This is a genomic window from Rufibacter latericius, assembly GCF_003721515.1.
Lineage (GTDB): Bacteria > Bacteroidota > Bacteroidia > Cytophagales > Hymenobacteraceae > Nibribacter > Nibribacter latericius.
This window is the reverse complement of the sequence record NZ_RJJD01000021.1, coordinates 191,114-213,191: the sequence shown is the minus strand read 5'-3', so window position 1 is coordinate 213,191 and position 22,078 is coordinate 191,114. Positions and strand designations below refer to the sequence as shown.

General features: G+C 50.2%; 19 protein-coding genes. 10 read left to right on the top strand and 9 right to left on the bottom strand.

Annotated elements, in window-relative coordinates:
- Positions 1–2 precede the first annotated feature (2 nt).
- Entirely contained in the window at positions 3–1,805 is a 1,803-nt protein-coding gene (locus tag EFB08_RS20680; RefSeq protein ID WP_123128878.1) for a carbamoyltransferase family protein, read from the bottom strand.
- Between the two features lie 50 nt (positions 1,806–1,855).
- On the opposite strand from EFB08_RS20680, the gene EFB08_RS20675 reads away from it, so the two are divergent.
- Complete coding sequence (locus EFB08_RS20675) at positions 1,856–3,001, top strand: SGNH/GDSL hydrolase family protein (protein ID WP_123128877.1); 1,146 nt, start codon at positions 1,856–1,858, stop codon at positions 2,999–3,001.
- Positions 3,002–3,222: 221 nt separating this feature from the next.
- Complete coding sequence (locus tag EFB08_RS20670; protein WP_123128876.1) at positions 3,223–3,798, top strand: 2'-5' RNA ligase family protein; 576 nt, start codon at positions 3,223–3,225, stop codon at positions 3,796–3,798.
- 52 nt (positions 3,799–3,850) lie between these two features.
- Here the strand turns inward: EFB08_RS20670 and EFB08_RS20665 are convergent, their stop codons facing one another.
- The 5 genes from EFB08_RS20665 to hslV form a co-directional block, all read right to left on the bottom strand.
- Positions 3,851–5,284, bottom strand: coding sequence for a pyridoxal phosphate-dependent decarboxylase family protein (locus EFB08_RS20665; RefSeq protein WP_123128875.1), 1,434 nt, complete (start codon positions 5,282–5,284; stop codon positions 3,851–3,853).
- A 169-nt stretch (positions 5,285–5,453) separates the two neighbouring features.
- Positions 5,454–6,053 carry a DUF4136 domain-containing protein gene (locus EFB08_RS20660; protein ID WP_123128874.1) on the bottom strand — a complete coding sequence of 200 codons (600 nt, stop codon included), beginning with the start codon at positions 6,051–6,053 and terminating at the stop codon, positions 5,454–5,456.
- A 104-nt stretch (positions 6,054–6,157) separates the two neighbouring features.
- Positions 6,158–6,862 (bottom strand): VOC family protein, encoded by a 705-nt coding sequence (locus EFB08_RS20655; RefSeq protein ID WP_123128873.1) that lies wholly within the window; start codon positions 6,860–6,862, stop codon positions 6,158–6,160.
- A 141-nt stretch (positions 6,863–7,003) separates the two neighbouring features.
- Entirely contained in the window at positions 7,004–7,975 is a 972-nt protein-coding gene (locus tag EFB08_RS20650; protein ID WP_123128872.1) for a deoxyhypusine synthase family protein, read from the bottom strand.
- A 101-nt stretch (positions 7,976–8,076) separates the two neighbouring features.
- Complete coding sequence (gene hslV, locus EFB08_RS20645) at positions 8,077–8,616, bottom strand: ATP-dependent protease subunit HslV (protein ID WP_123128871.1); 540 nt, start codon at positions 8,614–8,616, stop codon at positions 8,077–8,079.
- Positions 8,617–8,927: 311 nt separating this feature from the next.
- On the opposite strand from hslV, the gene EFB08_RS20640 reads away from it, so the two are divergent.
- Positions 8,928–10,883, top strand: a complete 1,956-nt coding sequence (locus EFB08_RS20640) for a glucosamine-6-phosphate deaminase (protein ID WP_227006433.1) — start codon at positions 8,928–8,930, stop codon at positions 10,881–10,883.
- 289 nt (positions 10,884–11,172) lie between these two features.
- Here EFB08_RS20640 and EFB08_RS20635 read toward each other — a convergent pair whose 3' ends face one another.
- The gene (locus tag EFB08_RS20635; protein WP_123128869.1) at positions 11,173–12,909 is read right to left on the bottom strand and encodes a pyruvate dehydrogenase complex dihydrolipoamide acetyltransferase; all 1,737 of its coding nucleotides are present in this window, start codon (positions 12,907–12,909) and stop codon (positions 11,173–11,175) included.
- Between the two features lie 137 nt (positions 12,910–13,046).
- Entirely contained in the window at positions 13,047–13,661 is a 615-nt protein-coding gene (locus tag EFB08_RS20630; RefSeq protein ID WP_123128868.1) for a histidine phosphatase family protein, read from the bottom strand.
- 53 nt (positions 13,662–13,714) lie between these two features.
- On the opposite strand from EFB08_RS20630, the gene EFB08_RS20625 reads away from it, so the two are divergent.
- The 7 genes from EFB08_RS20625 (at position 13,715) to EFB08_RS20595 (ending at position 20,587) form a co-directional block, all read left to right on the top strand.
- Positions 13,715–14,134, top strand: coding sequence for a hotdog fold thioesterase (locus EFB08_RS20625; protein WP_123128867.1), 420 nt, complete (start codon positions 13,715–13,717; stop codon positions 14,132–14,134).
- Positions 14,135–14,140: 6 nt separating this feature from the next.
- Positions 14,141–15,358, top strand: a complete 1,218-nt coding sequence (locus EFB08_RS20620) for a chorismate-binding protein (RefSeq protein WP_123128866.1) — start codon at positions 14,141–14,143, stop codon at positions 15,356–15,358.
- Positions 15,355–17,070 (top strand): 2-succinyl-5-enolpyruvyl-6-hydroxy-3-cyclohexene-1-carboxylic-acid synthase, encoded by a 1,716-nt coding sequence (gene menD / locus EFB08_RS20615; protein WP_123128865.1) that lies wholly within the window; start codon positions 15,355–15,357, stop codon positions 17,068–17,070. Before EFB08_RS20620 ends, menD begins: the two co-directional genes overlap by 4 nt.
- A gap of 93 nt (positions 17,071–17,163) precedes the next feature.
- The gene (locus tag EFB08_RS20610) at positions 17,164–17,628 is read left to right on the top strand and encodes a DoxX family protein (RefSeq protein WP_123128864.1); all 465 of its coding nucleotides are present in this window, start codon (positions 17,164–17,166) and stop codon (positions 17,626–17,628) included.
- Positions 17,629–17,879: 251 nt separating this feature from the next.
- Positions 17,880–18,350, top strand: coding sequence for a DoxX family protein (locus EFB08_RS20605; RefSeq protein WP_123128863.1), 471 nt, complete (start codon positions 17,880–17,882; stop codon positions 18,348–18,350).
- 110 nt (positions 18,351–18,460) lie between these two features.
- On the top strand, positions 18,461–19,285 hold the full coding sequence (menB, locus tag EFB08_RS20600; RefSeq protein WP_123129078.1) for a 1,4-dihydroxy-2-naphthoyl-CoA synthase: 825 nt from the start codon (positions 18,461–18,463) through the stop codon (positions 19,283–19,285).
- A gap of 207 nt (positions 19,286–19,492) precedes the next feature.
- A complete protein-coding gene (locus EFB08_RS20595) occupies positions 19,493–20,587 on the top strand; it encodes an AMP-binding protein (RefSeq protein WP_123128862.1) in 1,095 nt (364 codons plus the stop codon).
- A 135-nt stretch (positions 20,588–20,722) separates the two neighbouring features.
- Here EFB08_RS20595 and EFB08_RS20590 read toward each other — a convergent pair whose 3' ends face one another.
- Positions 20,723–21,937: a PKD domain-containing protein gene (locus tag EFB08_RS20590; protein ID WP_123128861.1), complete on the bottom strand. Its 1,215-nt coding sequence runs from the start codon at positions 21,935–21,937 to the stop codon at positions 20,723–20,725.
- Positions 21,938–22,078: the final 141 nt, after the last annotated feature.

Here is a 22,078-nt window from a genome sequence, read left to right as displayed (position 1 = left end):
GTTCAAGGTTTTCTGACAACAAAGTTACCTATTACAAGCAAATCTATTTCAGTACCTACAAAACATCTAAGGGCATCTGAAGGAGAAGCTACAATGGGCTCTTCATTTACGTTGAAACTGGTGTTGACCAACACAGGTGTTCCGGTTTTTTTCCCGAAGGCATTCAGGAGTTTCCAGAAACGCTCATTGGTGCCTGGGGTTACGGTCTGTACCCGAGCCGAGAAATCTGAGTGGGTAATGGCTGGTAAATTGCTTTTGGGCGTGTGAAGTTTTGACGTTATATCACTTTGTGCGAACTTCTCTTCTACCTGTAAGCGGTGTTCTGGTTTTAAAAGGGTGGTGGTGGTCATATAAGGCGAAGGTGCCCCATTCTCAAAATAAGTGGCTTTGTGCTCCAAAGGAACAGCCGGAGCGAAGGGCCTGAAATCTTCCCGATGCTTGGTTTTTAAATTGAGAATGGACTGCATCTTAGGGTTTCTGGGATCGGCTAAAATGCTTCGATTGCCCAAAGCTCTTGGACCCCATTCCATTCTGCCCTGGAACCACCCTACAATCTTCCCTTCCTTTAAATATTCTGCTGTAATTTCTACCAGTTGATTTACTTGGGCATATTGTTCAAAAGGCAGTTTGCTTCTGATGAGGGCGTTTTCAATCTCTTTCTCAGTAAATTCGGGCCCTAGGTAGGAGCCTTGCAGGGCGTCATACCCGTCGGTTTTTTGGCGGGGAGTTTTCAAATAAAGATGGGAGAAGGCAAGAGCTGCGCCTAAAGCCCCTCCGGCATCACCACTCGCGGGTTGAGTGTAAATGTTTTCGAATATTCCGCAATTTTCCAGTTTTCCGGTGGCGACACAATTTAGGGCCACTCCCCCGGCCAGGCAAAGATTTTTACTTCCCGTTAACCGTTTAGCCGTTTTGGCCATTCTTAAAACTACCTCTTCTGTGAACTGTTGAATAGCCAAAGCTAAATCAGCATGGTTTTGGTTTAAAGTCTCAGAAGAGGCACGAACAGGAAATCCCCAAAGTTGCTCCCAATTTTTCTCATGGATCATCTTTAAACTGGTGGCATACTGGAAAAACTTTTGATTCAAAGTGATCGAGCCATCTTCGTACAGAGTAACCAGCTCGCGTTCTATTTTCTGCCTTAGTTGCTGAGACTGTTCCGGTCTTCCATAAGGGGCCAAACCCATCAATTTGTATTCCCCACTGTTAACCCTAAACCCTAAAAAATAGGTAAAAGAGGTGTAAAGCAGGCCCACAGAATCCGGAAACTTCATTTCTACCAATGATTTCAATTGGGTGCCTTGCCCGTGATAGATACCCGCAGTAGCCCATTCGCCCACTCCATCAATGGTTAGTACTGCTGCCTCTTCAAATGCCGAGGAATAAAAGGCACTGGCGGCGTGGGAAAGGTGGTGTTCAGAGAAGAATAGAGGAGGTTCTGTTTCAAGGTCTATTTCTTTGAATGCTTTTTGCAGGGTGGTTTTCAGGAAAAGTTTATCCTTTAACCAGATAGGCATAGAGGCCTGGAAAGAGGTAAATCCATTGGGTGCATTCTGGTAATACGTTTCCAACAGCCGTTCAAATTTAAGGAGGGGTTTGTCGTAGAAAACAACAGCTTCTACCTCAGAAAGAGTGATTCCGGCTTCAGACAAACAGTAGCGGATGGCTTGCTCGGGGAATGCGTCATCAAATTTTTTACGGGTAAAGCGTTCTTCCTGAGCTGCTGCCCAGATTTTTCCTCTACCAACCAAACAGGCCGCCGCGTCATGGTAATAAGCGGAAATCCCAAGAACAAAATCACCCATTATAAAAGAACTCTGAATTTTATCAAATTGCAGCCCGAAATATAAGGCTTATGAATAAGAAATGGGTGTCAGGGTACCAATTCGTAGCGGTTCAGGTATTTACCCTTCTACTGTTGGTGGTAGTGCTAAATGGGATACTCTCCTTATTTTACGCTTACAAAGATCAGGAACTCAAACGTTCTAACCCTATTGTGCTAAAGTATGGAAGGAAAGCCTTGCGGTCAGTTTATCCATCCTACTCAGACCAGGAACAGGATATTCTGCTAACTGAAACCTGGACCAGGAAACAGGAATACGAAAGTTTCACCGGATTTAAAGAAGCGCCTTTTAAAGGGAAGTACTTGAATGTGCACCCAGCTGGTTTCAGGATGGGGTGGGAGCAAGGGCCTTGGCCTTTGGATTCACAGTATACGAATGTATTTGTGTTTGGAGGGTCCACCACTTTTGGGTATGGCGTTGCAGATTCTGAGACCCTTCCTTCGCATTTACAGCGTTCTTTAAAGAAGATACATTCAAAAGTAAGGTGCTATAATTTTGGGCGAGGATTTTATTATTCAGTTCAGGAACGGGCGCTTTTTGAAAAACTACTGTTAGAGGGGGTTAGACCTGATCTTGTGGTTTTTGTTGATGGATTGAATGAATATGCCCAACCTGAACCCGAGTTTGTAGAACAGACCCAAGCCCTCTTCGCTCAGAAACCGGGTACCTTGTTTCGGTTTTGGTTCCAAGGTTTATCTCTAAGCCGCCTAGCTCGTTCTTTGCGTTATCGGTTGTTAGGGATTTCCCCTGAACCGCCAGAACCCAAGTACAGCTGTGCTGCTGATTCAATACAAATTGTTCATCAACGGTACTGGCAGAACAGGAAGTTGATTGAGGCAGTAGCAAACAAAGCTAAAATCCCAAGCCTTTTTGTCTGGCAACCTATTTCCTGTTATGAGTATCAGCCTAAGGAGCCTTTCTTTCTAACCTTGAAAGAGGCAAAAGAATGTTACCCTGGCTGCGGTTATGCCAAGATGTATCAAGAGTGGGATAAATATGCCGAAAAGGATAATTCCCTCTGGCTGGCAGGAATCCAACAAATGAGGCCAGCTAACAGGTACGTAGATAAAGTACACTATACTTCTGGATTTCACGCAGAAATTGCTGATAGCATAGTTGTATTTTTATCTAAAAGGGGAATACTAAACTATCAATAAGGTAAGAAGGAGGAAGAGGTGAACGGTTTTACTAAACTACCTAAGCCTTCACTGATTTTTAAGGAGTTAAATAGGAACAACACTTCATGAACGCTGTTTTCCTTAAAGAAATGCTTCGATCAAGATAAACACCTTGATAATATACAGCCTTAAAAATCAACGTTTGCCTGATTCATTCGTTATCTTGGAGGGCCAGCCCTAAAACGCAAATTGTATAAGCTATGGTAGCTATTGTTTCTTTGCTCGATGCCGAACATTCAGACCGATTGAACCAACTGATATTTGGCTTGGAGCGCGAATTTGGGCTGAGAGAAGTACAGAAAACCCCGTATCCACACATTACTTGGCTTACCGTTAATGACGGAAGTCTCCATAATCTGCAGAAAACCCTAGGCCATGCCGCCGGAATTTGTTGTCGGTTCCGGATCAACACTACCGGACTGGGCATTTTTCCCGGGGAGAAGCCCGTTTTATATATCCCCGTCATCCGGACGGCAAAAGTAAACCAGTTCCATGGGCAATTGTACAAGGCAGTTTGCCTTATCAGCCAGGAAATCTGTTCCTACTACCATCCCGATGTCTGGATGCCGCACCTTTCCCTGGCCTTAGGGGATACCTCTCCGGAGGTGGTTTCGCAGGCCATTCAGTACCTCAACCGGCACAACTTCCAATGGAAAATAGAGTTGGATAACCTTACCCTGCTTACCAAAAACGGTGACCTGTACCTAAAAGCCGGCGAGTTTCCGTTGGTTGGAGTAGAGGCAAAAGATACCATCAAACTCACTACCTCCCGGTAAGATCTCGCTTTAAGCCTGTTTTGGTTGAAATCCTCCTAAAACTCCTGTTCATTTAGCTTCTGCTTTCCTGTTCTATCTCGGTGGCTTTTTCTTGAAGGATCCTCAAGGCCAAGTCAATGGTATCCTGATGGGTTCTGAACGAAAGGATGGCTAGGCGCAGCATGAAATTCCCGTCCAGCAGGGTAGAGGACAAGAACACTCGTCCGTCTTGCTGTACCGCTTTTATCAGTTTCTGATTGAATTCGTTTGCTTCAATGCCAGCTTTGGGAACGTAGCGGAAAATCACCACTGATAATTCTGGAACCACCGGTACCTCAAACCCTGGCAGGTTGGTCAATTGTTCATAGGCGTACTGCGCCAGGTTTAATTTTTCTTCCAGCGCATTTCTGAAAGCACCAACACCGTGCAGTTTCAAGGGAAGCCATAGCCGTAGGCCCCGGAAATGCTTGCTGAGTTCGGGAGACAGGTCTGCGGGAGAGGCTTCTTCAGTGGCGGAGAGGGCATCCTGCATGTAGTTTGCCAGGTAGTGGTGCGTCTCGGCGGTTTGCTTCCGGTTCTTGATCAGGACCGCGCCCAAACCATAAGGAATAAACAAGCCTTTGTGCGGATCCATTACCACCGAATCTGCCTCGCCGATACCCTGCAGGCGCGGTTTTCCAGAGGGAGCCAGGGTGAAGAATCCGCCGTAGGCGGCGTCTACATGGTACCATAGTTGGTGCTTTTGGGCAATTTTCCCTAAATGAGTCAAAGGATCAATAGCCCCCACATCTGTGGTTCCGGCCGAGGCGATGAGGAGCCAGGGTATAAGACCGGCAGCTTTGTCTTCCAGGATGGCTTGTTCCAACGCTTCTGGGACCATGCGGTAGCGATCATCCATGGAGATGTGGCGCACGGGGCACTCACCTAACCCGGCAATGCGCAGGGCTTTGTCTAAACAGTGGTGGGCATGCGCCGTGGTGTACACCACGGCATCTGGAATGATACGGCTTGTGATTTTCTTAGCATCTCGGGCCGTGGCCAACGCGATTAGGCTGGCAATGCTGCCCCCAGAGGTGAGATTTCCAGCGGCATCCTGTGGGAAGCCAATTAGGCTAGCCATCCAGCGGAGGAGCATGTTCTCCATGCGTACCGCTCCCGGGGCCGAGAAGAAAATGCCCGCATACTTGTTGGTGACCGCCGCAAGATAATCACCTAAAGCGGAGTAATAGAGGCCACCTCCCGGTATATACCCCAGGTGCCCACCAGAGGCGGAAGTGATTCCTGGCTCGTCTACTTGGGTTTGCAATAAACCAAGGGCCTGTTCTATAGAGATGGGTGTATCTTCAATCGGACTTTCCAGAAGGCCGGCTCCTTTCTCGGGTGAATCCACGAACGCCGGAAGGGTAGGCAATTGGGTAAGGAAGCTCTGGATGTATGTTTCAACGGCCTGTTGCACCGCCAGACGTTCCTGTTGAGTTGGCTCCAGGAGGTAAGAAGGAAAATTCATGTACGGGGTTCTATGTACGGAAAATAGGTGCCCAAAGGAAGAAATAACCTGGAAAGGTATTGCTTCGTTTTCGGGCAGTTTTTGGGAAACAAGCTATAAAATAAAAAGGGTTTTGCGGTCAATTTTTTCAAATCAACTGCAAAACCCTTTTATAACGCTTGCCTGAAAATCAGTTGTTAGCCGAGTTCTCCCGCAGGTAGCCTTTTCTGAAAACCCGGTATTGGTCAAAGATGGTTCTCACCGCCCGGTTAAGGTAAGCCGTGTTCTCGGTGGTGGGGTCAGAAAGTACCCCGGAGGTGTAGCCCTGCCACACGGCATTTTGTTTTTTATGGTCCAGCAGCGTCACTAGCAGGGTGCCCTGGCTCATGTACATTTTGATAGGTTTGTAGGCCTCGTGCTCTTTTTCTTTCTCGGGTTCCTCATTGTTCACCAGCCAGATGTCAAACTCCTCCTGCTCATATCCTTTCATGTTCAGGTCATTGTAATAGATGTAGTAACTCACCAGCAGATCGGGCTTTTTGTCACTGAACTCGTAGCCCTGGATCTCCAGACGTTCCCGGATGTATTTCTTGAGCACCTCGTAATTTTTAAGGGTGGTGCTGTCTTCTTCAGAGGCGTGGGTGATAAAGTTAAAGGTCCGGTATTTATGGAAAGCGCCCGCATAGCTGTAGTCTGATCCAAATTTGCGGTTTCCGAAGCCCAGGCAGCCACTTAGGCCCGCCATTAAAATCACTAGTAGGATGGTTGACAGATGGTAGTGCTTTCTCATTTTTTCTTGGTCTTTAAAATTCTGTATCTCCGTTACTTACGATTTCCTAATCCAGGAAGGTTTTAAAAATTTATAAGAAAATGAAAAAATAGTCTAAGCCCCGTTTAAGCGGGTATTTCTACATTTTCCGGAATAAATTCGGATATTTTTAACCCCTCGGGAGTGTACATGATCTGGTATTTTTGACCTTCTTTCAGCAAAACAGCCTGAAAGCTGGAAACAGTGGCGGGCAGTTGGGTAGGAAACCAGGGCCTGGTCTCTTTTACCAAAATCAACAAACCGGTTTCTGAACCAAGGGCTTTGAAATCAGGTCCGGCGTCCTGCCAAACCGATAGCCCTACCTGCTGTCTTAAGGTGTCTACTACAGGAGCAACCTCTGGAACTACCAAGCCCATTTCGCTCAGGCAAAGGAGGCTCTGCGGGCCAAAAGGATCTTGGGAAGAGGTAGAAAGGTTATGGCGAGCGATGAATTCCACCACATTCCCATCTTGGTCCAGGAAATACAGGCCTTCTGCGTTCCAGGCGGGAGCGAAAACAAATACGTCAGTGCCGTCTTTGCTCAACAAAGAAGTACGGGATTGCAGCCAAGCTTTGGCTTCGGGTAATTGGTTTTCAGGGATGTTGAAGGCAAAGTGATAGTGCGGCGCTTCCTGTCCAGTTGATTGTTCAAAGGTGAGCCGGGAAGATCCCGCCTGTACGGTAAAGGCGCGGGGGGAAGAAGCTACCAGGTGCAGCCCTAACGACTGACCATAAAAAAGCCGTTGGGCTTTGATATCTCTAGCAAAAAGGGTCAGATGGCGTATGAACATGAGTACCAATGATTTTTAAAAAGCTTGGTAAACGGACCTAGTTTATCAAGTTATTAAAAATATCGGAAAAGTCATACAAAAAGGACATAAAAAAAGGCGGAATGAACTTCCGCCTTTTAACTTTATTTGCAATCTGCTGAATTACATATCCAGAACGATGGCAAACACTAGAGGTGCCACAATGGTCGCATCAGATTCGATCACGAATTTTGGCGTGTCGATGCCCAGTTTACCCCAGGTGATTTTCTCATTCGGCACTGCGCCGGAGTAAGAACCATAGCTGGTAGTGGAGTCAGAGATCTGGGCGAAATATCCCCACAACGGAACCCCGGTGCGCTGTAAATCCTGGTGCAGCATAGGAACCACGCAGATAGGGAAGTCTCCCGCGATACCCCCACCAATCTGGAAGAACCCAATGGTAGAGTCTTCTTTGGCGGTGTTGGTGTACCACTCGGCCAGCTCCATCATGTACTGGATACCGGTTCTCATGGTATGTACATTCTTGATGTCACCAGAGATCACGTGACCGGTGTAGATGTTACCCAAGGTAGAATCTTCCCAGCCCGGTACGAAAATAGGCAGGTTCTTCTTGGCCGCTTCCAGCATCCAACTGTTTTTAGGGTCAATTTGGTAATACTGCTCCAATTCACCAGACAAAAGGATCTGGTAAAAGAATTGGTGCGGGAAATACGCCTCACCCGCCTGATCTGCTTTTTGCCAGTATTTCAAAACCACGTGCTCCAGACGGCGCATGGCCTCTTCTTCTGGGATACAGGTATCGGTGACGCGGTTCAGGTGACGGTCCAGCAGGTCTTGCTCGTCTTGTGGCGTTAAGTCACGGTAATTAGGAATACGCTCGTAGAAATCATGGGCCACCAGGTTGAAGATGTCTTCTTCCAGGTTAGCGCCGGTACAGGTAATGGCCTGTACTTTGTCCTGCCGGATCATCTCAGCCAGGATAATTCCTAACTCGGCGGTACTCATGGCACCGGCCAGGGTGATCATCATCTTGCCACCTTCGTTCAAATGGGTTTTATACCCTTCAGCGGCGTCAATAAGGGCGGCTGCGTTGAAATGCTTGTAATGATCTTTCAGGAACTGCGTTACCTTCATTTTCTATTAATTGGTTGTTTTTTATGTAATGGGTTAAGTGTTTCTGCACCGTTTCAATGTATAGACAGAGAAACCATGGAGCAAACAGGAAATAAACCGGGTTAGTTCGGTTTTTCGATAATCAAATTGTGATTCGTGTAGATGCAGATATCGGCGGCAATGTTGAGCGATTCGCGTACCATTTCCTCGGCGGTGAGGTGCGGGGCGTGTTTCTTCAAAGCCAGCGCCGCAGATTGCGCGTAGGTGCTCCCTGACCCGATGGCCGCGATCTGGTGATCTGGCTCCAGCACGTCGCCGGTGCCTGAGATGATGAGCAGTTCCTCTTTGTTAGCTACTACCATCATGGCTTCCAGTTTGCGCAAGTACTGGTCTTTGCGCCAGTCTTTGGCCAGTTCAATGGCCGCCCGCTTCATGTTGTTGCCATAAGCATTGAGTTTCTCCTCGAAGCGCTCCAGCAGGGTGAAGGCATCGGCGGTGGAACCGGCAAAACCGGTCACTATCTTGCCGTCCTGTAACTTCCGTACCTTCCGCACGTTGCTCTTGGCAATGTATTTATCCATGGTGGCCTGGCCATCGGCACCTAGCGCCACTTCCCCGTTATGGTAAATTCCCAGTACGGTGGTAGAACGTATTTTCGTCATGATGTACCTTTCTTAATGAGAAGCCTTTGCCTCACGTTTACAGCCGCGAAAGTACGACAAACTTTCCGAATACCCGAACGTGGCTTCCTAGGAGACTAAGCTGCTGCCTGCTTTCATTCTGGCCTTGGTGAAACGACCCTAAAAACAAAGTGTTTTCTGAAAAACAGGTAGAAAATGGAAGTTTAGTCTTAAAATTAGGGGAATTGAAAGCAAGATAGGCGGTTTTGAGGGCTTTTTAAATAAATTTTAATAACAAATTAGGGGTTGTTAAATTTTGTGAAATAGTTAGTCTTTCTACCTTTGCTAACACCATATTCCTACCATCTACTAAACAAACTACAACTATGAGCAGGCTGAACCTATTGGAGGAGACACGCTATGAAAAGGTGCCCGTCACGGTGTTTCAAGATCAGCGGGAGGCTTCCAAAGCAGTTGCCCTCCGGATTTCGGAATTGATTCGGGCGAAGCAGGCTAAGGGAGAGAAGACGGTTCTGGGCCTGGCGACGGGAGCTACCCCGGTAGGCGTGTATACCGAACTGGCCCGCCTGCACCGGGAGGAGGGACTGAGTTTCCGGGACGTGATCACCTTCAACCTGGATGAATACTACCCCATGCAGCCCACCGCGTCACAGAGTTACGTGCGGTTCATGGACGAGAACCTGTTCAACCACATAGACATTGACAAAGCGAACGTGAACATCCCCGACGGGACCTTGTCACTTGAAGAGATTCCGGCTTTCTGTCTGGAGTATGAGCGTAAGATAGAGGAACTGGGTGGCTTAGACCTTCAGGTGCTGGGCATCGGCCGAACCGGCCACATCGGGTTCAACGAGCCAGGCTCTGCGCCTAACTCCGGTACCCGCCTGGTAACCTTAGATGACCTGACCAGGCGCGATGCTTCCCGTGATTTCGGAGGGAAGGAAAACGTGCCCACCAAAGCCATCACCATGGGCATCGGGACTATTTTCAAAGCCCGCGAAATTGTGTTAATGGCCTGGAATGGGAAAAAGGCTTCTATTGTAAGAAAAGCGGTAGAAGGAGAGATCTCCGGCGAGGTGCCCGCTACCTACCTGCAACTTTCCGATAACGTGGAGTTTGTGCTGGACCAGGATGCTGCCTCAGGCCTTACTCGGTTTGGTACCCCCTGGCTCGTGAAAGATTGCGTTTGGGATGCCCAACTTACCCGGAAGGCGGTTATTTGGCTTTCTGATACCGTGAACAAGCCTATCCTTAAACTGACCGAGGAAGATTACAATGCCCACGGCATGGCTCAACTGGGGGTGAACCGCGGACCGGTGTACAACATCAACATAGACGTATTTAACCAACTGCAGCATACCATCACCGGTTGGCCCGGCGGCAAACCCAATGCCGACGACTCCGGCCGTCCGGAACGCGCCGAACCTGCTCATAAACGCGTACTCATTTTCTCCCCGCATCCAGATGACGATGTGATCTCGATGGGCGGAACGTTCATCAGGCTGGTGGACCAAGGTCATGATGTTCATGTGGCCTATCAGACCTCGGGGAACACCGCCGTGTGGGACGATGACGTATTGCGCTACATGGAGTTCGCCATTGACTTCAGCCGGAGCATTGGTCATGACGGGGAGACCCTTGCTTCGGTATACGAGCAGATGCGGACGTTCATCGGGCAGAAGCAACCAAACCAGGTCGACACCCAGGAAATCCAGGACGTGAAGGCCTTCATCCGGAAAAGTGAGGCCATTGCCGGAGCGCGGTACGCCGGCCTCCAAGATGACCACATCCACTTCCAGGCGCTTCCCTTCTACGAAAGCGGCAAAACCCAGAAGAACCCAGTCACCGATCGTGACATTGAGCTAACCATGGACCTGCTAAGCAAGGTAAAACCGCACCAGGTGTTTGCCGCCGGCGATTTCGAGGACCCGCACGGAACGCATATTGTGTGCTTCAACATTATTGTGGCTGCTCTTAGAAAGCTTCGGGCCGCCGGGGAGACCTGGGTTGAGGAATGCTGGCTGTGGATGTACCGCGGTGCCTGGCACGAATTTGAAACCCACGAGATAGAGATGGCCGTTCCGCTTTCACCACAGGAAGTTGAGCGCAAGCGGATTGCTATTTTCAAACACCAAAGCCAGAAAGACCGTCCTGTGTTCCCCGGTGATGACGAACGCGAGTTCTGGGTACGTGCCCAGGAACGCAACCGCGAAACAGCCCGCCGCTACGACCACCTAGGCCTAGCTGATTACGAAGCCATGGAAGCCTTTGTACGGTTTCATTACTAAACTTCTTCTTTTACTTCATCATAAAGCCGCTTTGGGTTAACTCCTGAAGCGGCTTTTATTTTTATGGTTGGTGTAAGGTGGAGCAGGGCTTTAAAGCTCTATTTCTGAAAACAGGTTCTAAACGGAAGAATTGGTAGGGGCAGTTGTAATGATGATTTACCTCTTCCTGTTTAGGGGCTACTTTTAGAAAATCAGGCGCTAAACAGAAAGGGCCGATGGATTTCTCCACCGGCCCTTTCTTACATCAGGTTCGTTTACTTATCACGAACAACTAAACACTTTAGCTAAATCAAACCAGCATTCTCACCGGATCTTCCAGGAAGCCTTTCAGGGTCTGGAGGAAGGCGGAACCAACGGCGCCGTCTACCACGCGGTGATCGCAAGACAAGGTTACTTTCATCACGTTCCCGATCTGGATTTGCCCGTTCTTCACAACCGGGGTTTGCTTGATCCCGCCCACGGCCAGGATACAGGCATCTGGTGGGTTGATGATGGCGGTGAATTCCTCAATCCCGAACATACCCAGGTTTGAGATGGTGAAGGTGCTTCCTTCCCAGTCAGACGGCTGTAATTTCTTGGTTTTGGCTTTCCCGCCCAGGTCCTTCACTTCGGCAGAGATGGTGGAGAGTGACTTCTGATCGGCGTTGCGCACCACTGGTACCAAAAGGCCTTCTTCCACAGCTACGGCCACGCCTATGTTGACCACGTTGTTGTAGCGGATCTTGTCGCCTAACCAAGATGAGTTCACGGCCGGGTGCTTGCGCAGGGCAGCAGCAGCGGCTTTGATCACCATGTCGTTGAAGGACACTTTTACCGGGGCTACCTCGTTCATGCTCACGCGGGCTTCCATGGCTTTGTCCATGTCAATCTCCATGGTCAGGTAGAAGTGCGGCGCAGTGAACAAACTCTCTGACAAACGGCGGGCAATCACCTTCCGCATCTGCGATACCGGAACTTCGGTGAAGGCTTCGCCGGATTGAACCGGAGCGGACACCTGAGGAGCAGGTGTGGCGGCAGGGGCCGCCTGTGGTTGGGCAGCTGGTGCGGCGGAAGGAGTGAAGTTCTCCACGTCACGCAGAACGATGCGGCCGTTCTCGCCAGAGCCTTTTACTTGGGCCAGGCTGATGCCTTTTTCCTGGGCTACTTTCTTTGCCAGCGGAGAAGCCAGCACGCGGCCTTGGTTTTCACTTCCAGAGGCAGGCTGGGCAGCAGTTCCCGGACCTGGTACCGGAGCACCCACGGTTTGGTTTACGCCGTCACCGGACTGAGACTGTTCCCCGGTTTTATGTTCTTCCCTACGGGTTACTTCTTCGTTGTTGGCGCCTTCAGCGGGGTTGGCGTTACCGCCAGATTTGTTTCCACCGCCGTTCAGCAAGGCCTGGTAATCGGCACCGGCTTCGCCAATGATGGCCAGTACGCCGTCTACTTGTACGGAGGCACCAGCTTCTACACCTATATAAAGGAGCGTTCCGTCTTCGTAAGACTCCAGCTCCATAGTGGCTTTGTCGGTTTCTACCTCGGCCAGCAGGTCACCAGATTTTACTTTGTCGCCTACTTTCTTGTGCCAGGCCACAATGGTGCCTTCCTGCATGGTGTCGCTCATTTTGGGCATGCGTACCACCTCGGCGTTTACGTTAGCGGCAGGGGCTGGTTGGGCAGCAGGAGCTTGAGCAGGTGCCGCCGCTGGGGCAGGCTCTGCTTTGGGGGCTTCGGCTTTAGGAGCTTCCTGGGAAGCAGGGGCGGCGCCTCCACCATTTACTTCGGCCATGAGGCCAGAGATATCTTCACCTTGTTTACCTATGATGGCCAACACGCCATCCACAGGAACAGATTCACCATTTTTAGGGCCGATGTACAGTAACGTCCCATCTTCATAAGACTCCAATTCCATGGTTGCCTTATCGGTTTCCACTTCGGCAAGAACGTCCCCAGATTTCACAGAGTCACCAACTTTCTTTAACCATGAGGCAATGACCCCATCGGTCATAGTGTCACTCATCTTGGGCATTCGGATGATTTCGGCCATAGTTTTTTGCTCGGGTTTAAGGCCTCAAAAATAGAGGCAAAAATGCTGTAATACAAATATGCGTTTAAGAGATTCTAGGCTGGTTTTTGGCTAGTTTTCAAAAAATGAGGCAAAAATCAGCAAGGTTGTTCTTTTTTCTAGGTCAAATGTGACACATCGGCAAAACGCTCTACCCAGAACATGGAGCCGGTAAAGTTGAGCTGGTAAAGGCAAAGGTTCTGGTGCACAAACCTATCCATCTGGTGCAGCGGGTAACACAGCAGTTGGGACAGCAGCACCCGCATGGCGCGGCCGTGCATGCAAATCAGAATTGTCTTTTCCTCGGGGCGGGAGAGAATCAGTTCAATGACGGGTTTCTGCCGCTCTGCTACCTGTTGGGGACTTTCGCCGCCTTCAATAGGCAGGTGGGTCTCGCCGTGCTGCCACCGCCGGAGCATGTCAAAATAATAGACGTCTTCCTCAGGGGTGATGCGGGTACCCTCGCGGTTGCCCCAACTGATCTCGTTCAGGCCAACATGCCGCTCGTGCGGAATGCCCAGATCAATAAACGCCTGTACGCTCTGCACGGTGCGCTGCAGCCCCGATGTGTAGACTTTGTCAAAGGAAACGTGCCTGTAAGCCTGGAAAAACTTGTCGGCTTGCCAGAAACCGGTTTCATTGAGGGAACTGTCAATGCCGCTTCCCTGCACGATGCCTTGCAGGTTAAGATCGGTTTGGCCGTGACGAACGAGGTAGATTTTTTTGAGGCTCAATTTTACGCTAATTTGCAGACCCTAAAGATAGGCCTTAATTACGAGAACTACGGATGAAAAGACGCCCCGATGTGACCCTGGAACAGCTAAATGCCTGGAATAAAAACACCTTAGGCGAGCACCTGGGCATGGAGTACACGCAGATTGGCGATGATTTCCTCATCGGGCGCATGCCCGTGGACCACCGCACCCACCAACCGCTGGGCCTTTTGCACGGCGGTGCCTCTGTGGCTTTGGCTGAAACCCTGGGCAGCGTTGGCGCTACCATGTTCCTGGACCTGGAGAAACAGTACTGCGTAGGGCTGGAGATCAACGCCAACCACATTAAAAGTGTGCGTAGCGGGTTTGTCTACGGCAAGGCCACGGCCATTCACATTGGGCGCAAGACCCAAGTCTGGGAAATCCGTATTACCTCCGAAGCCGGTGACCTGGTTTGCATCAGCCGTATCACCATGGCCGTTTTGGATAGATAAAGTTACATGTCCCTCAACATCCCTGTTATACCCCCAATTTCCACTGAGCCCTCGCCTGAGGAAACAGCTTTCAGAATCTTTCAGGCCGCTCTGCGAGCAAAGCTGCCGGTAGCCCTGTGGCGGTTGCCCAATTCCAAAGAAATGCAGGCGGTGGTGGCGTCAGAGGTAAAAAGTACCTTGCCCTACATGGAAGGCCCGCAGAAGGGTTTTGCCTTTTGCCCCTTTCACCCCTCGGCCTCCGCGCCGGGAATGTTTTTGCCCTCAGATCTCTATTATGCCGGCAAAGCCGATGTTTCTCCGGAGTTAGGAGACACGGTGCTGCCCACTGGTTTTTGGGCAGATTTCCAAAAGAAAGGCCAAAAGCACGAAGTGACCTGCGGCTGGCCAAGCCACCCGGACGGTACCGTAAAAGCCATTCCGCGCGATGTCTTTGAGCAGTCAGTTACTAAAGCGGTGAAAGCCATGCAGGCCGGCTGCCTGGAAAAAGTGGTGTTGTCCCGCACCAAAACGCTGCCCCTGTACCAAGGCTTTGACCTGCTGCACGCGTTCACCCAGTTAACCCAGTTGTACCCCACGGCTTTCGTTTCACTGGTAGCCATTCCCGGAATAGGAACCTGGCTGGGCGCCTCGCCCGAACTGTTGGTGCAGGTAGATCGGCATCGGGTGTTCCGCACCGTTGCCTTAGCCGGTACACAACTGCTCACCGAGGGGTTGACTCCCGCCGATGCCATCTGGCGCCAGAAGGAGATTGAGGAACAGGCATTGGTGCAGCGTTACATTGTGAGTTGTTTCCGGCATCTGCGGCTGCGCGAGTATGTGGAGATGGGCCCCCGCACCGTGATGGCCGGCAACCTGCTTCACCTCCGCACCGATTTCAGCGCGGCCATGGACGAAGTAGGATTTCCGCAACTGGGCACCCAGATGCTGGACTTGCTGCACCCTACCTCCGCGGTAGGCGGCATGCCCAAAGTGGCCGCCCTGCAGATGATAGACGAACTGGAGTTGCATGATCGTCGGTTTTACAGCGGCTTTCTAGGACCCGTGCAACTGGGGCAGGAAACCAATTTGTTCGTGAACTTGCGGTGCGTAGAACTGGGGCTGGACACGGTAACCGCCTATGCCGGCGCCGGCATGACCGCCGACTCTGTTCCGGCCAAAGAATGGCAGGAAACCGAGTTCAAAATGCAAACCGTGCTCCGTCTTTTTCAAGCGTCTGAATCATGATCCTACAAGCCGTCATTGATATTGCCGAAATCTGCGCCCGGAAGGGAGTGCAGAACATTGTGCTTTCGCCTGGTTCGCGGTGTGCACCCTTGACCCTGGCCTTTGCCCGTCACCCCCAACTGCGGGTGCGTACCGTGCCCGATGAGCGGAGCGCCGGCTTCATTGGATTGGGCATCGCGCAGCAGACCGGCAAGCCTGTGGTGTTGGTTTGTACCTCTGGCACAGCCGCCTATAACTACGCTCCGGCGGTGGCCGAGGCCTTCTACCAGAATATTCCGCTACTGGTTCTCACCGCCGATCGGCCCCCAGAATGGATCGATCAACTTGACGGGCAAACCATCCGGCAGTCGCATATCTACGGCGGACATGTGAAGCGAAGCTATGACTTTCCGGTGGAGACAAACCACCCTGATGCCCAGTGGTATGCTGCGCGTCTGTTAAATGAAGCCTTGAATGAGGTGAGGTCATTTCCGGAGGGGCCGGTGCAGGTGAATATCCCCTTGCGGGAGCCTTTTTACCCAGAGCCGGGCGAGGAATTTGCGTATTCCTCCAACGTAAAGGTCATTGAAGAGTTGCCATCCGCCTTCGGGTTGTCACCAGAGGTTAGGGAAACTTTGAAGAAGGAACTTAGGCAGTACAAAAGGGTGCTTGTAGTAGCCGGACAAGGCAAGCGGGAGGAGGAATTGCATACCCATGTATTGCAATTCTGCCGTGCCACCGGCGCGGTGTTCGTGGCAGACACCATTAGCAACCAGCAGGTGGACGGAGAGACCATCCATTTCCATGATGTGTTCCTGGGTGCCAAGCACCTGCATGAAGCCGAATCACTTCAACCCGATTTGCTGATCACTTTTCATAAATCAGTGATTTCTAAGAACCTGAAGCTGTTCCTGCGCAAGCAGAAGCACCTGCGCCATTGGCATGTGCAGCCCGCCGGAATGGTCGCTGATACTTTTCAGGCCCTGACCAGAATCATCAGAACAACGCCCCAGAATTTCTTCCAGGAGTTGGCCGTTGGAGAGGAATCGTTGCAGGTATCGCCTGCTTTTACCCAAGCCTGGTATGAACTGGATGCACAGGGAAAGGCGGTTTTGGAGGGTTTTCAGGAAAACAGCCCTTTTTCAGAATTCAAGGCCTGCCACCAAGTGATCCGGAGTTTGCCGTCCAACAGCATCCTGCACCTGGCCAACAGCATGAGCGTGCGCTATGCCAACCTCATCGGCGTAGCCGGAATCGAGGGAATAGAGGTGTGTGCCAACCGCGGGACCAGCGGCATTGACGGCAGCACCAGCACTGCCGTAGGCTCGGCCCTGAGCACCGATAAACTGGTGACCCTGCTCACCGGTGACATGGCCTTTCTCTATGACCGGAACGCCCTCTGGCATAATTACCTGCCCCAGAACCTTCGCATCGTGGTGCTGAACAACCACGGAGGCGGCATTTTCAGGATGATCGAAGGACCTCGTAGCCAGCCAGAATTGCGCCCTTTTTTTGAGACAGAGCAAAGGCAAACCGCCCAAAAAACCGCCGAGGACATGGGCCTTACCTACCTGACTGCCTCAAATGCTTCCACCCTTGCTTCGGTTTTGCCGGCGTTTTTCAGCTCCTCGGGAGGGGCACAGCTGCTGGAAATAGAGACCAATAGCCCTGAGAATTTTGAGGTTTTTGAGGCGTACCGGCGGCAAGTGGCCACTACAATACAGATTTTATAGCTAATCCGTTGAAATTTAACGGTTTCTTTGTTGACTTCGCAAAAAAATAGTCGTAACTAACCATAGGAGACGCTGTAATAAGGCGGTATAATTATGGAGTTTACAAAGAACGTTGAAAAATGGCACCACAAACACCACGTGGTGCTGTATGACTACGGAAGAATAGCCTTGGGCTGTTTTTTGGTATTCAAAGGGATTTCCTTCCTTTTCAACATGACGGCCCTGGAACAAATCCTGCTGGACAGCAAGTTTTATTCCATGGCCACTTTCATGGCGTATGCAGTGGTGTTTCTGCATATTGTGGGAGGTGCCATGATTACGGTGGGATGGCACACCAGATCTGCAATTTTAGTACAGATTCCAATTCTGCTCTGCGCCGTCCTGTTTTTCACACCCACACATGACTTATTTTCGCTTTACTCACCCTTTGCGGTAGCCTTGTACACCTTGCTTTTTCTTATTTTTTACTTTGTAGGCGGTGCCGGATATTACTCTTTTGATCACAACAGGGCATATAGGTACAGAAAAACAAAAAAATCAGACCCCCAGAACATTTAAAAAAACTTTTTGATCAAGGCCCCAAGGATTGGGGCCTTGTTTATTTATAGCAGTACCTACCACTTATTGGCTCACCTTAACCTGAAAGGATTCCTGCGTGCCTCGTTTGAAGTCTTTTGGCCGAATTTACTCTTGGTAGACCTTTTTTCTAAGACCTGGTCCTGGAAAAATGTAGTATTTTGTTTATAAAAAATTGATAATCAGCGTATAAATACACTGGAGACGCTATCTGGTTTAAAGGCGTTAAAGAAATGAATTGGGTAAATCAAGTTGATCGGTGGCAAAATGAACACCGTCCCGTGGCTTATGACTACGGAAGAATTCTGTTAGGCCTGTTTATTTTCTATAAAGGCCTGACGTTTATTGCAGATACCGACGCTCTGGCCGAAATCATCCAGAACAGTCAGTTTCAATGGATTGCCTTGGGCCTTGCGCATTACGTGGCATTTGCGCACTTGGTGGGGGGGCTTCTAATCGCGATTGGGTTGATTACAAGAGTAGCCATCGGGTTTCAGATTCCTATTCTGATAGGGGCGGTGTTTTTCTTTAATCCTGGCCAGGGATTCTTCTCCGTCAATCCGGAGTTCGGTATCTCGCTGGTGACCCTCATTGCCCTAATCTTCTACTTTGTGGGGGGCTCTGGGTACTACTCTGTAGACCATAGATTTGAGATGAACGAGAAACGGCGGACGGAGAAGAAAAACTATCAGGCTAACCATTAATAGTTTGGCGTATTTTCTAGGGTAGAACTCAAATCTGCGTATACCTTTGCAAAATCCTGCAGGGGCGCAGTACCTTTGCGCCCACATTGTTCTACCCAAACCAGAGGTTCATGCAAAGTACATTCAACTGGACAACGCTTAAAGAATACCAAGAGATACTATTTCAATTCTATAACGGCATCGCCAAAATCAGCATCAACCGTCCGCACGTGCACAATGCGTTTACGCCCCGCACCGTCGCCGAGATGATAGATGCCATGAACATCTGCCGCGACAACGCAGACATCGGGGTGATTATCTTAACCGGCGAAGGGGGCAAAGCATTTTGTTCCGGCGGTGACCAGAGCGTGCGGGGCCACGGCGGTTACATAGGCGAAGACACTGTTCCGCGCCTGAACGTGCTGGACCTGCAGATGCAAATACGCCGTATTCCTAAACCCGTGATTGCCATGGTTGCCGGATGGGCCATTGGTGGCGGTCACGTATTGCACGTGGTGTGTGATCTTTCCATTGCCGCAGAAAATGCCCGTTTTGGCCAAACCGGCCCCAAAGTAGGTTCCTTTGACGGAGGGTTCGGGGCGTCTTACCTGGCCCGCATCGTTGGTCAGAAAAAGGCCCGTGAGATCTGGTACCTGTGCGACCAATATAATGCTCAGGAAGCTTTGGACATGGGCCTGGTGAACAAAGTAGTGCCTTTGGAAAAACTGGAGGAAGCTACCGTGGAGTGGTGCCATAAAATCCTGGAGAAAAGCCCACTAGCCTTGCGTATGCTCAAAGCCTCGTTCAACGCCGAGTTAGACGGACAGTCTGGTATTCAGCAATTGGCCGGAGACGCCACTTTGCTCTACTACCTGTCAGACGAGGCCAAGGAGGGCAAAAACGCGTTTCTGGAGAAGCGCAAACCAGATTTCTCTAAGTATCCTAAATTCCCTTGAACCTTTTCGCTGACGCATGAAGGCGTTTCGGGGCTGATTTTCATGAATCAGCTCCGAAACGCCTTTTTTATGCCACATGTGTTTCAATGCCACTTCTTAACTTACATTAACCATCCTTTTCAGCGGCGTTTTAGCAGAAGGGTGGGAATACCACAACCAAAATCCCTTCCACCCGAATAAAAGCAACAACAACCAACATTTGGAAAGATGCCCGACCACCTGCTCCTGAATGGCAAGAAATTCTTCTATGATGAAATCCAGCATTACTCCTTCCGGGAGAGTATTCCCATTGATGGGTATGAAGCAAAAACGCTGGAGTTCTGTAAGCAATGGATGTTGGGGGTACAGGAATACCCAGTGCAGACATCGGGGAGTACCGGAAAACCCAAACTTCTGGAGTTGACCCGAAACCGAATGGAGGCGAGTGCCAAACGAACCCTGCGCCTCTTTGACCTTCAGCCAGAAGACCGGGTATTGGTTTGTATGAACACCGAGTACATTGCCGGCATGATGATGTTGGTGCGTGGGTTGGTGGGCCATCTGCACCTGACCATCATAGAACCCATCGGTAATCCCTTAGCCAGCGTTGACCCGGAGGCCGAGTTTGACTTTGTGGCCATGGTGCCTCTGCAGCTGCAGACCATTCTGGAGCAAACCCCTGAGAAAAAAGCCAAGCTAAACCAGATGAAAGCCCTTTTGTTGGGCGGAGCCGCCATCAGCAAGTCTCTGGAAGAAGCCGTACAAGACCTGCAAGTGCCGGTGTACCAAAGCTACGGCATGACTGAAACCATTTCCCACATTGCCGTCCGTAGGTTAAACGGGCAAGAAAAAACCGACTACTACACCGCTCCCCCTGAAGTAACCTTAGGCCAGGATGAACGCGGCTGCCTGACCATCTCGGCAGATGTGACCGGCGAAGAAACCATTATCACCAATGACCTGGTAGATTTGCTGGAAGGAAACTCTTTCCGGTGGCTGGGCCGGGCCGATAATACAATTAACTCGGGCGGCGTGAAGGTCCAATTGGAGAAAGTAGAGGCAGCGGTAGGAGAGGCCCTAGCCGATCTTGGGATTTCCCGCCGTTATTTTGCGGCAGCCTTACCGGATGAAACCCTGGGAGAACGCCTCATTGCCGTGCTGGAAGGAAGCCCTTTGACCGATGTGGAAGAAGCCAACCTGAAAGGCAAACTCAGCGAGTCTCTTTCAAAATTCGAGATCCCCAAACAGTTCGGGTACCTGCCCCGCCTGCCTGAGACCGCCACCGGCAAGATAGACCGTCGCGGAGGCATGACCTTGCTATAATTCGTTTAGGGGCTGTTTTCCAGAAATCAGCCCCTAAACCCTAAATAGATTTGCGGTAGAAAAGCTTTCAACCGGAATTCTTTAGAATATCTCCTAATCTAAATTTGAGGAGAGCAACCCAAGTGTCGCTTTAAACTAGTCAAAAAGCCATAAATCTGTTGTGGTGAAGTCTCCATTGTGATACCCTAGGCCAACATACACTCGGTTTCCCAGCGAAGTGGCTTGAACATCATTTACCCCAAATCCAGGGTAACCCTCCTCAAACTCGGTCCACAGGTCTGCTGCGGGGTCATAGCGCCAGACTTTCATAGGTAGACTATGGTTGTAAGCGGCGTTTCCAACATCACTTAACACATAACCATGGTTGTTCAGGTAAAATCCAGTCATCCTGGTGATAGGTTGCGGCAAACTTGCTCTTTGCCGCCAAGTGCCGGTTTCCGGATCAAACTCCCAGCACCTGCCTTTTTCCTCAACACAGTACCCCTTTCCTTTGACTACAAACCCCGTGGACGTCCCGGAACCCTGATAATCCTTTTCAGGAGAGTAGGTGTCTGTTGCAAAATCATAGCTCATGACTTTCCCCATGCTGGTACTAACCAGGTAAACCCGGCTTTTCAATACTAAAGCAACTTGTGCGTCTCTGATTTGTTCCGGCACCTCTCTTTTCAATTGCCATAAGTTCTGCCCCACATCATATTGCCAAAGGTGTGCACCCCTGAGGCAGTATCCCCGGTTCCCGAAGCTGAAAACAAGGGGAGGCCTTTCCATCTGCTCGGGAAAATTCCCTTTAGTCTGCCAATTGTTTGTCCCGGAAAGTTGAAATACGATTCCCTTGTTGCTGACGGCAAACACCTGATCCCCGATGCCCATCAAAATATTAGCGCCTCCGAACCAGTCACCTGAACCAAAAAAGAAATCGTTTGCCGGTAAGTAATTTAGGCGGGTCCAATGTTCATAGGTTGGCTCCGCTTTGACAATCACTTTTACCGTGTCTCTGGAGGAAATACCGCCTAACGCCGTCACCTTCAACTCAAACTGGTATTCTCCATTTTCCAAATTGCTAACCACCGTACGGGCAGCCGTAGGATCATTCAGGGAGAAGGAGGAAGGACCAGAGACTTTGGCCCAATTGTACCTTGCTATCTCCCCGTTTGTAACCGTTGATTGGCTCCCGTCTAAAGCAACAGTGCTTTGGGGCAGGGTAATGGACTGATCAAGTCCAGCATAGGCAACTACGGTGGGTATAACCTCGGGATTGTTGGGGTTTTGGAAATCATCATTGTCTTGGCAGGAGAAAAGCAGTAGCGGAACCAGGAACAAAAAAAGGGTATAACTAAACTGGGGTTTCATAACAGATTCTTTGAAACATTGGAAGGGTAAGCAGGGCTTACCGTAGAACCTATTCAGAATTGGCTATACCGGGTATATGATACCACCGGATATTCACGGTACACACTGATTTGTTGAGATTAAAACGCGTAGAGAAAAGCG

Coding starts and splice junctions, on each gene's coding strand:
- EFB08_RS20655 (WP_123128873.1), bottom strand. CDS start 6,862: ATGTTCATACGCCATCTGACCCTTTTTGCTAGAGATATCAAAGCCCAA.
- EFB08_RS20675 (WP_123128877.1), top strand. CDS start 1,856: ATGAATAAGAAATGGGTGTCAGGGTACCAATTCGTAGCGGTTCAGGTA.
- EFB08_RS20595 (WP_123128862.1), top strand. CDS start 19,493: ATGCCCGACCACCTGCTCCTGAATGGCAAGAAATTCTTCTATGATGAA.
- EFB08_RS20625 (WP_123128867.1), top strand. CDS start 13,715: ATGAAAAGACGCCCCGATGTGACCCTGGAACAGCTAAATGCCTGGAAT.
- EFB08_RS20610 (WP_123128864.1), top strand. CDS start 17,164: ATGGAGTTTACAAAGAACGTTGAAAAATGGCACCACAAACACCACGTG.
- EFB08_RS20665 (WP_123128875.1), bottom strand. CDS start 5,284: ATGAATTTTCCTTCTTACCTCCTGGAGCCAACTCAACAGGAACGTCTG.
- hslV (WP_123128871.1), bottom strand. CDS start 8,616: ATGACGAAAATACGTTCTACCACCGTACTGGGAATTTACCATAACGGG.
- EFB08_RS20660 (WP_123128874.1), bottom strand. CDS start 6,053: ATGAGAAAGCACTACCATCTGTCAACCATCCTACTAGTGATTTTAATG.
- menD (WP_123128865.1), top strand. CDS start 15,355: ATGATCCTACAAGCCGTCATTGATATTGCCGAAATCTGCGCCCGGAAG.
- menB (WP_123129078.1), top strand. CDS start 18,461: ATGCAAAGTACATTCAACTGGACAACGCTTAAAGAATACCAAGAGATA.
- EFB08_RS20635 (WP_123128869.1), bottom strand. CDS start 12,909: ATGGCCGAAATCATCCGAATGCCCAAGATGAGTGACACTATGACCGAT.
- EFB08_RS20680 (WP_123128878.1), bottom strand. CDS start 1,805: ATGGGTGATTTTGTTCTTGGGATTTCCGCTTATTACCATGACGCGGCG.
- EFB08_RS20670 (WP_123128876.1), top strand. CDS start 3,223: ATGGTAGCTATTGTTTCTTTGCTCGATGCCGAACATTCAGACCGATTG.
- EFB08_RS20605 (WP_123128863.1), top strand. CDS start 17,880: ATGAATTGGGTAAATCAAGTTGATCGGTGGCAAAATGAACACCGTCCC.
- EFB08_RS20650 (WP_123128872.1), bottom strand. CDS start 7,975: ATGAAGGTAACGCAGTTCCTGAAAGATCATTACAAGCATTTCAACGCA.
- EFB08_RS20620 (WP_123128866.1), top strand. CDS start 14,141: ATGTCCCTCAACATCCCTGTTATACCCCCAATTTCCACTGAGCCCTCG.
- EFB08_RS20590 (WP_123128861.1), bottom strand. CDS start 21,937: ATGAAACCCCAGTTTAGTTATACCCTTTTTTTGTTCCTGGTTCCGCTA.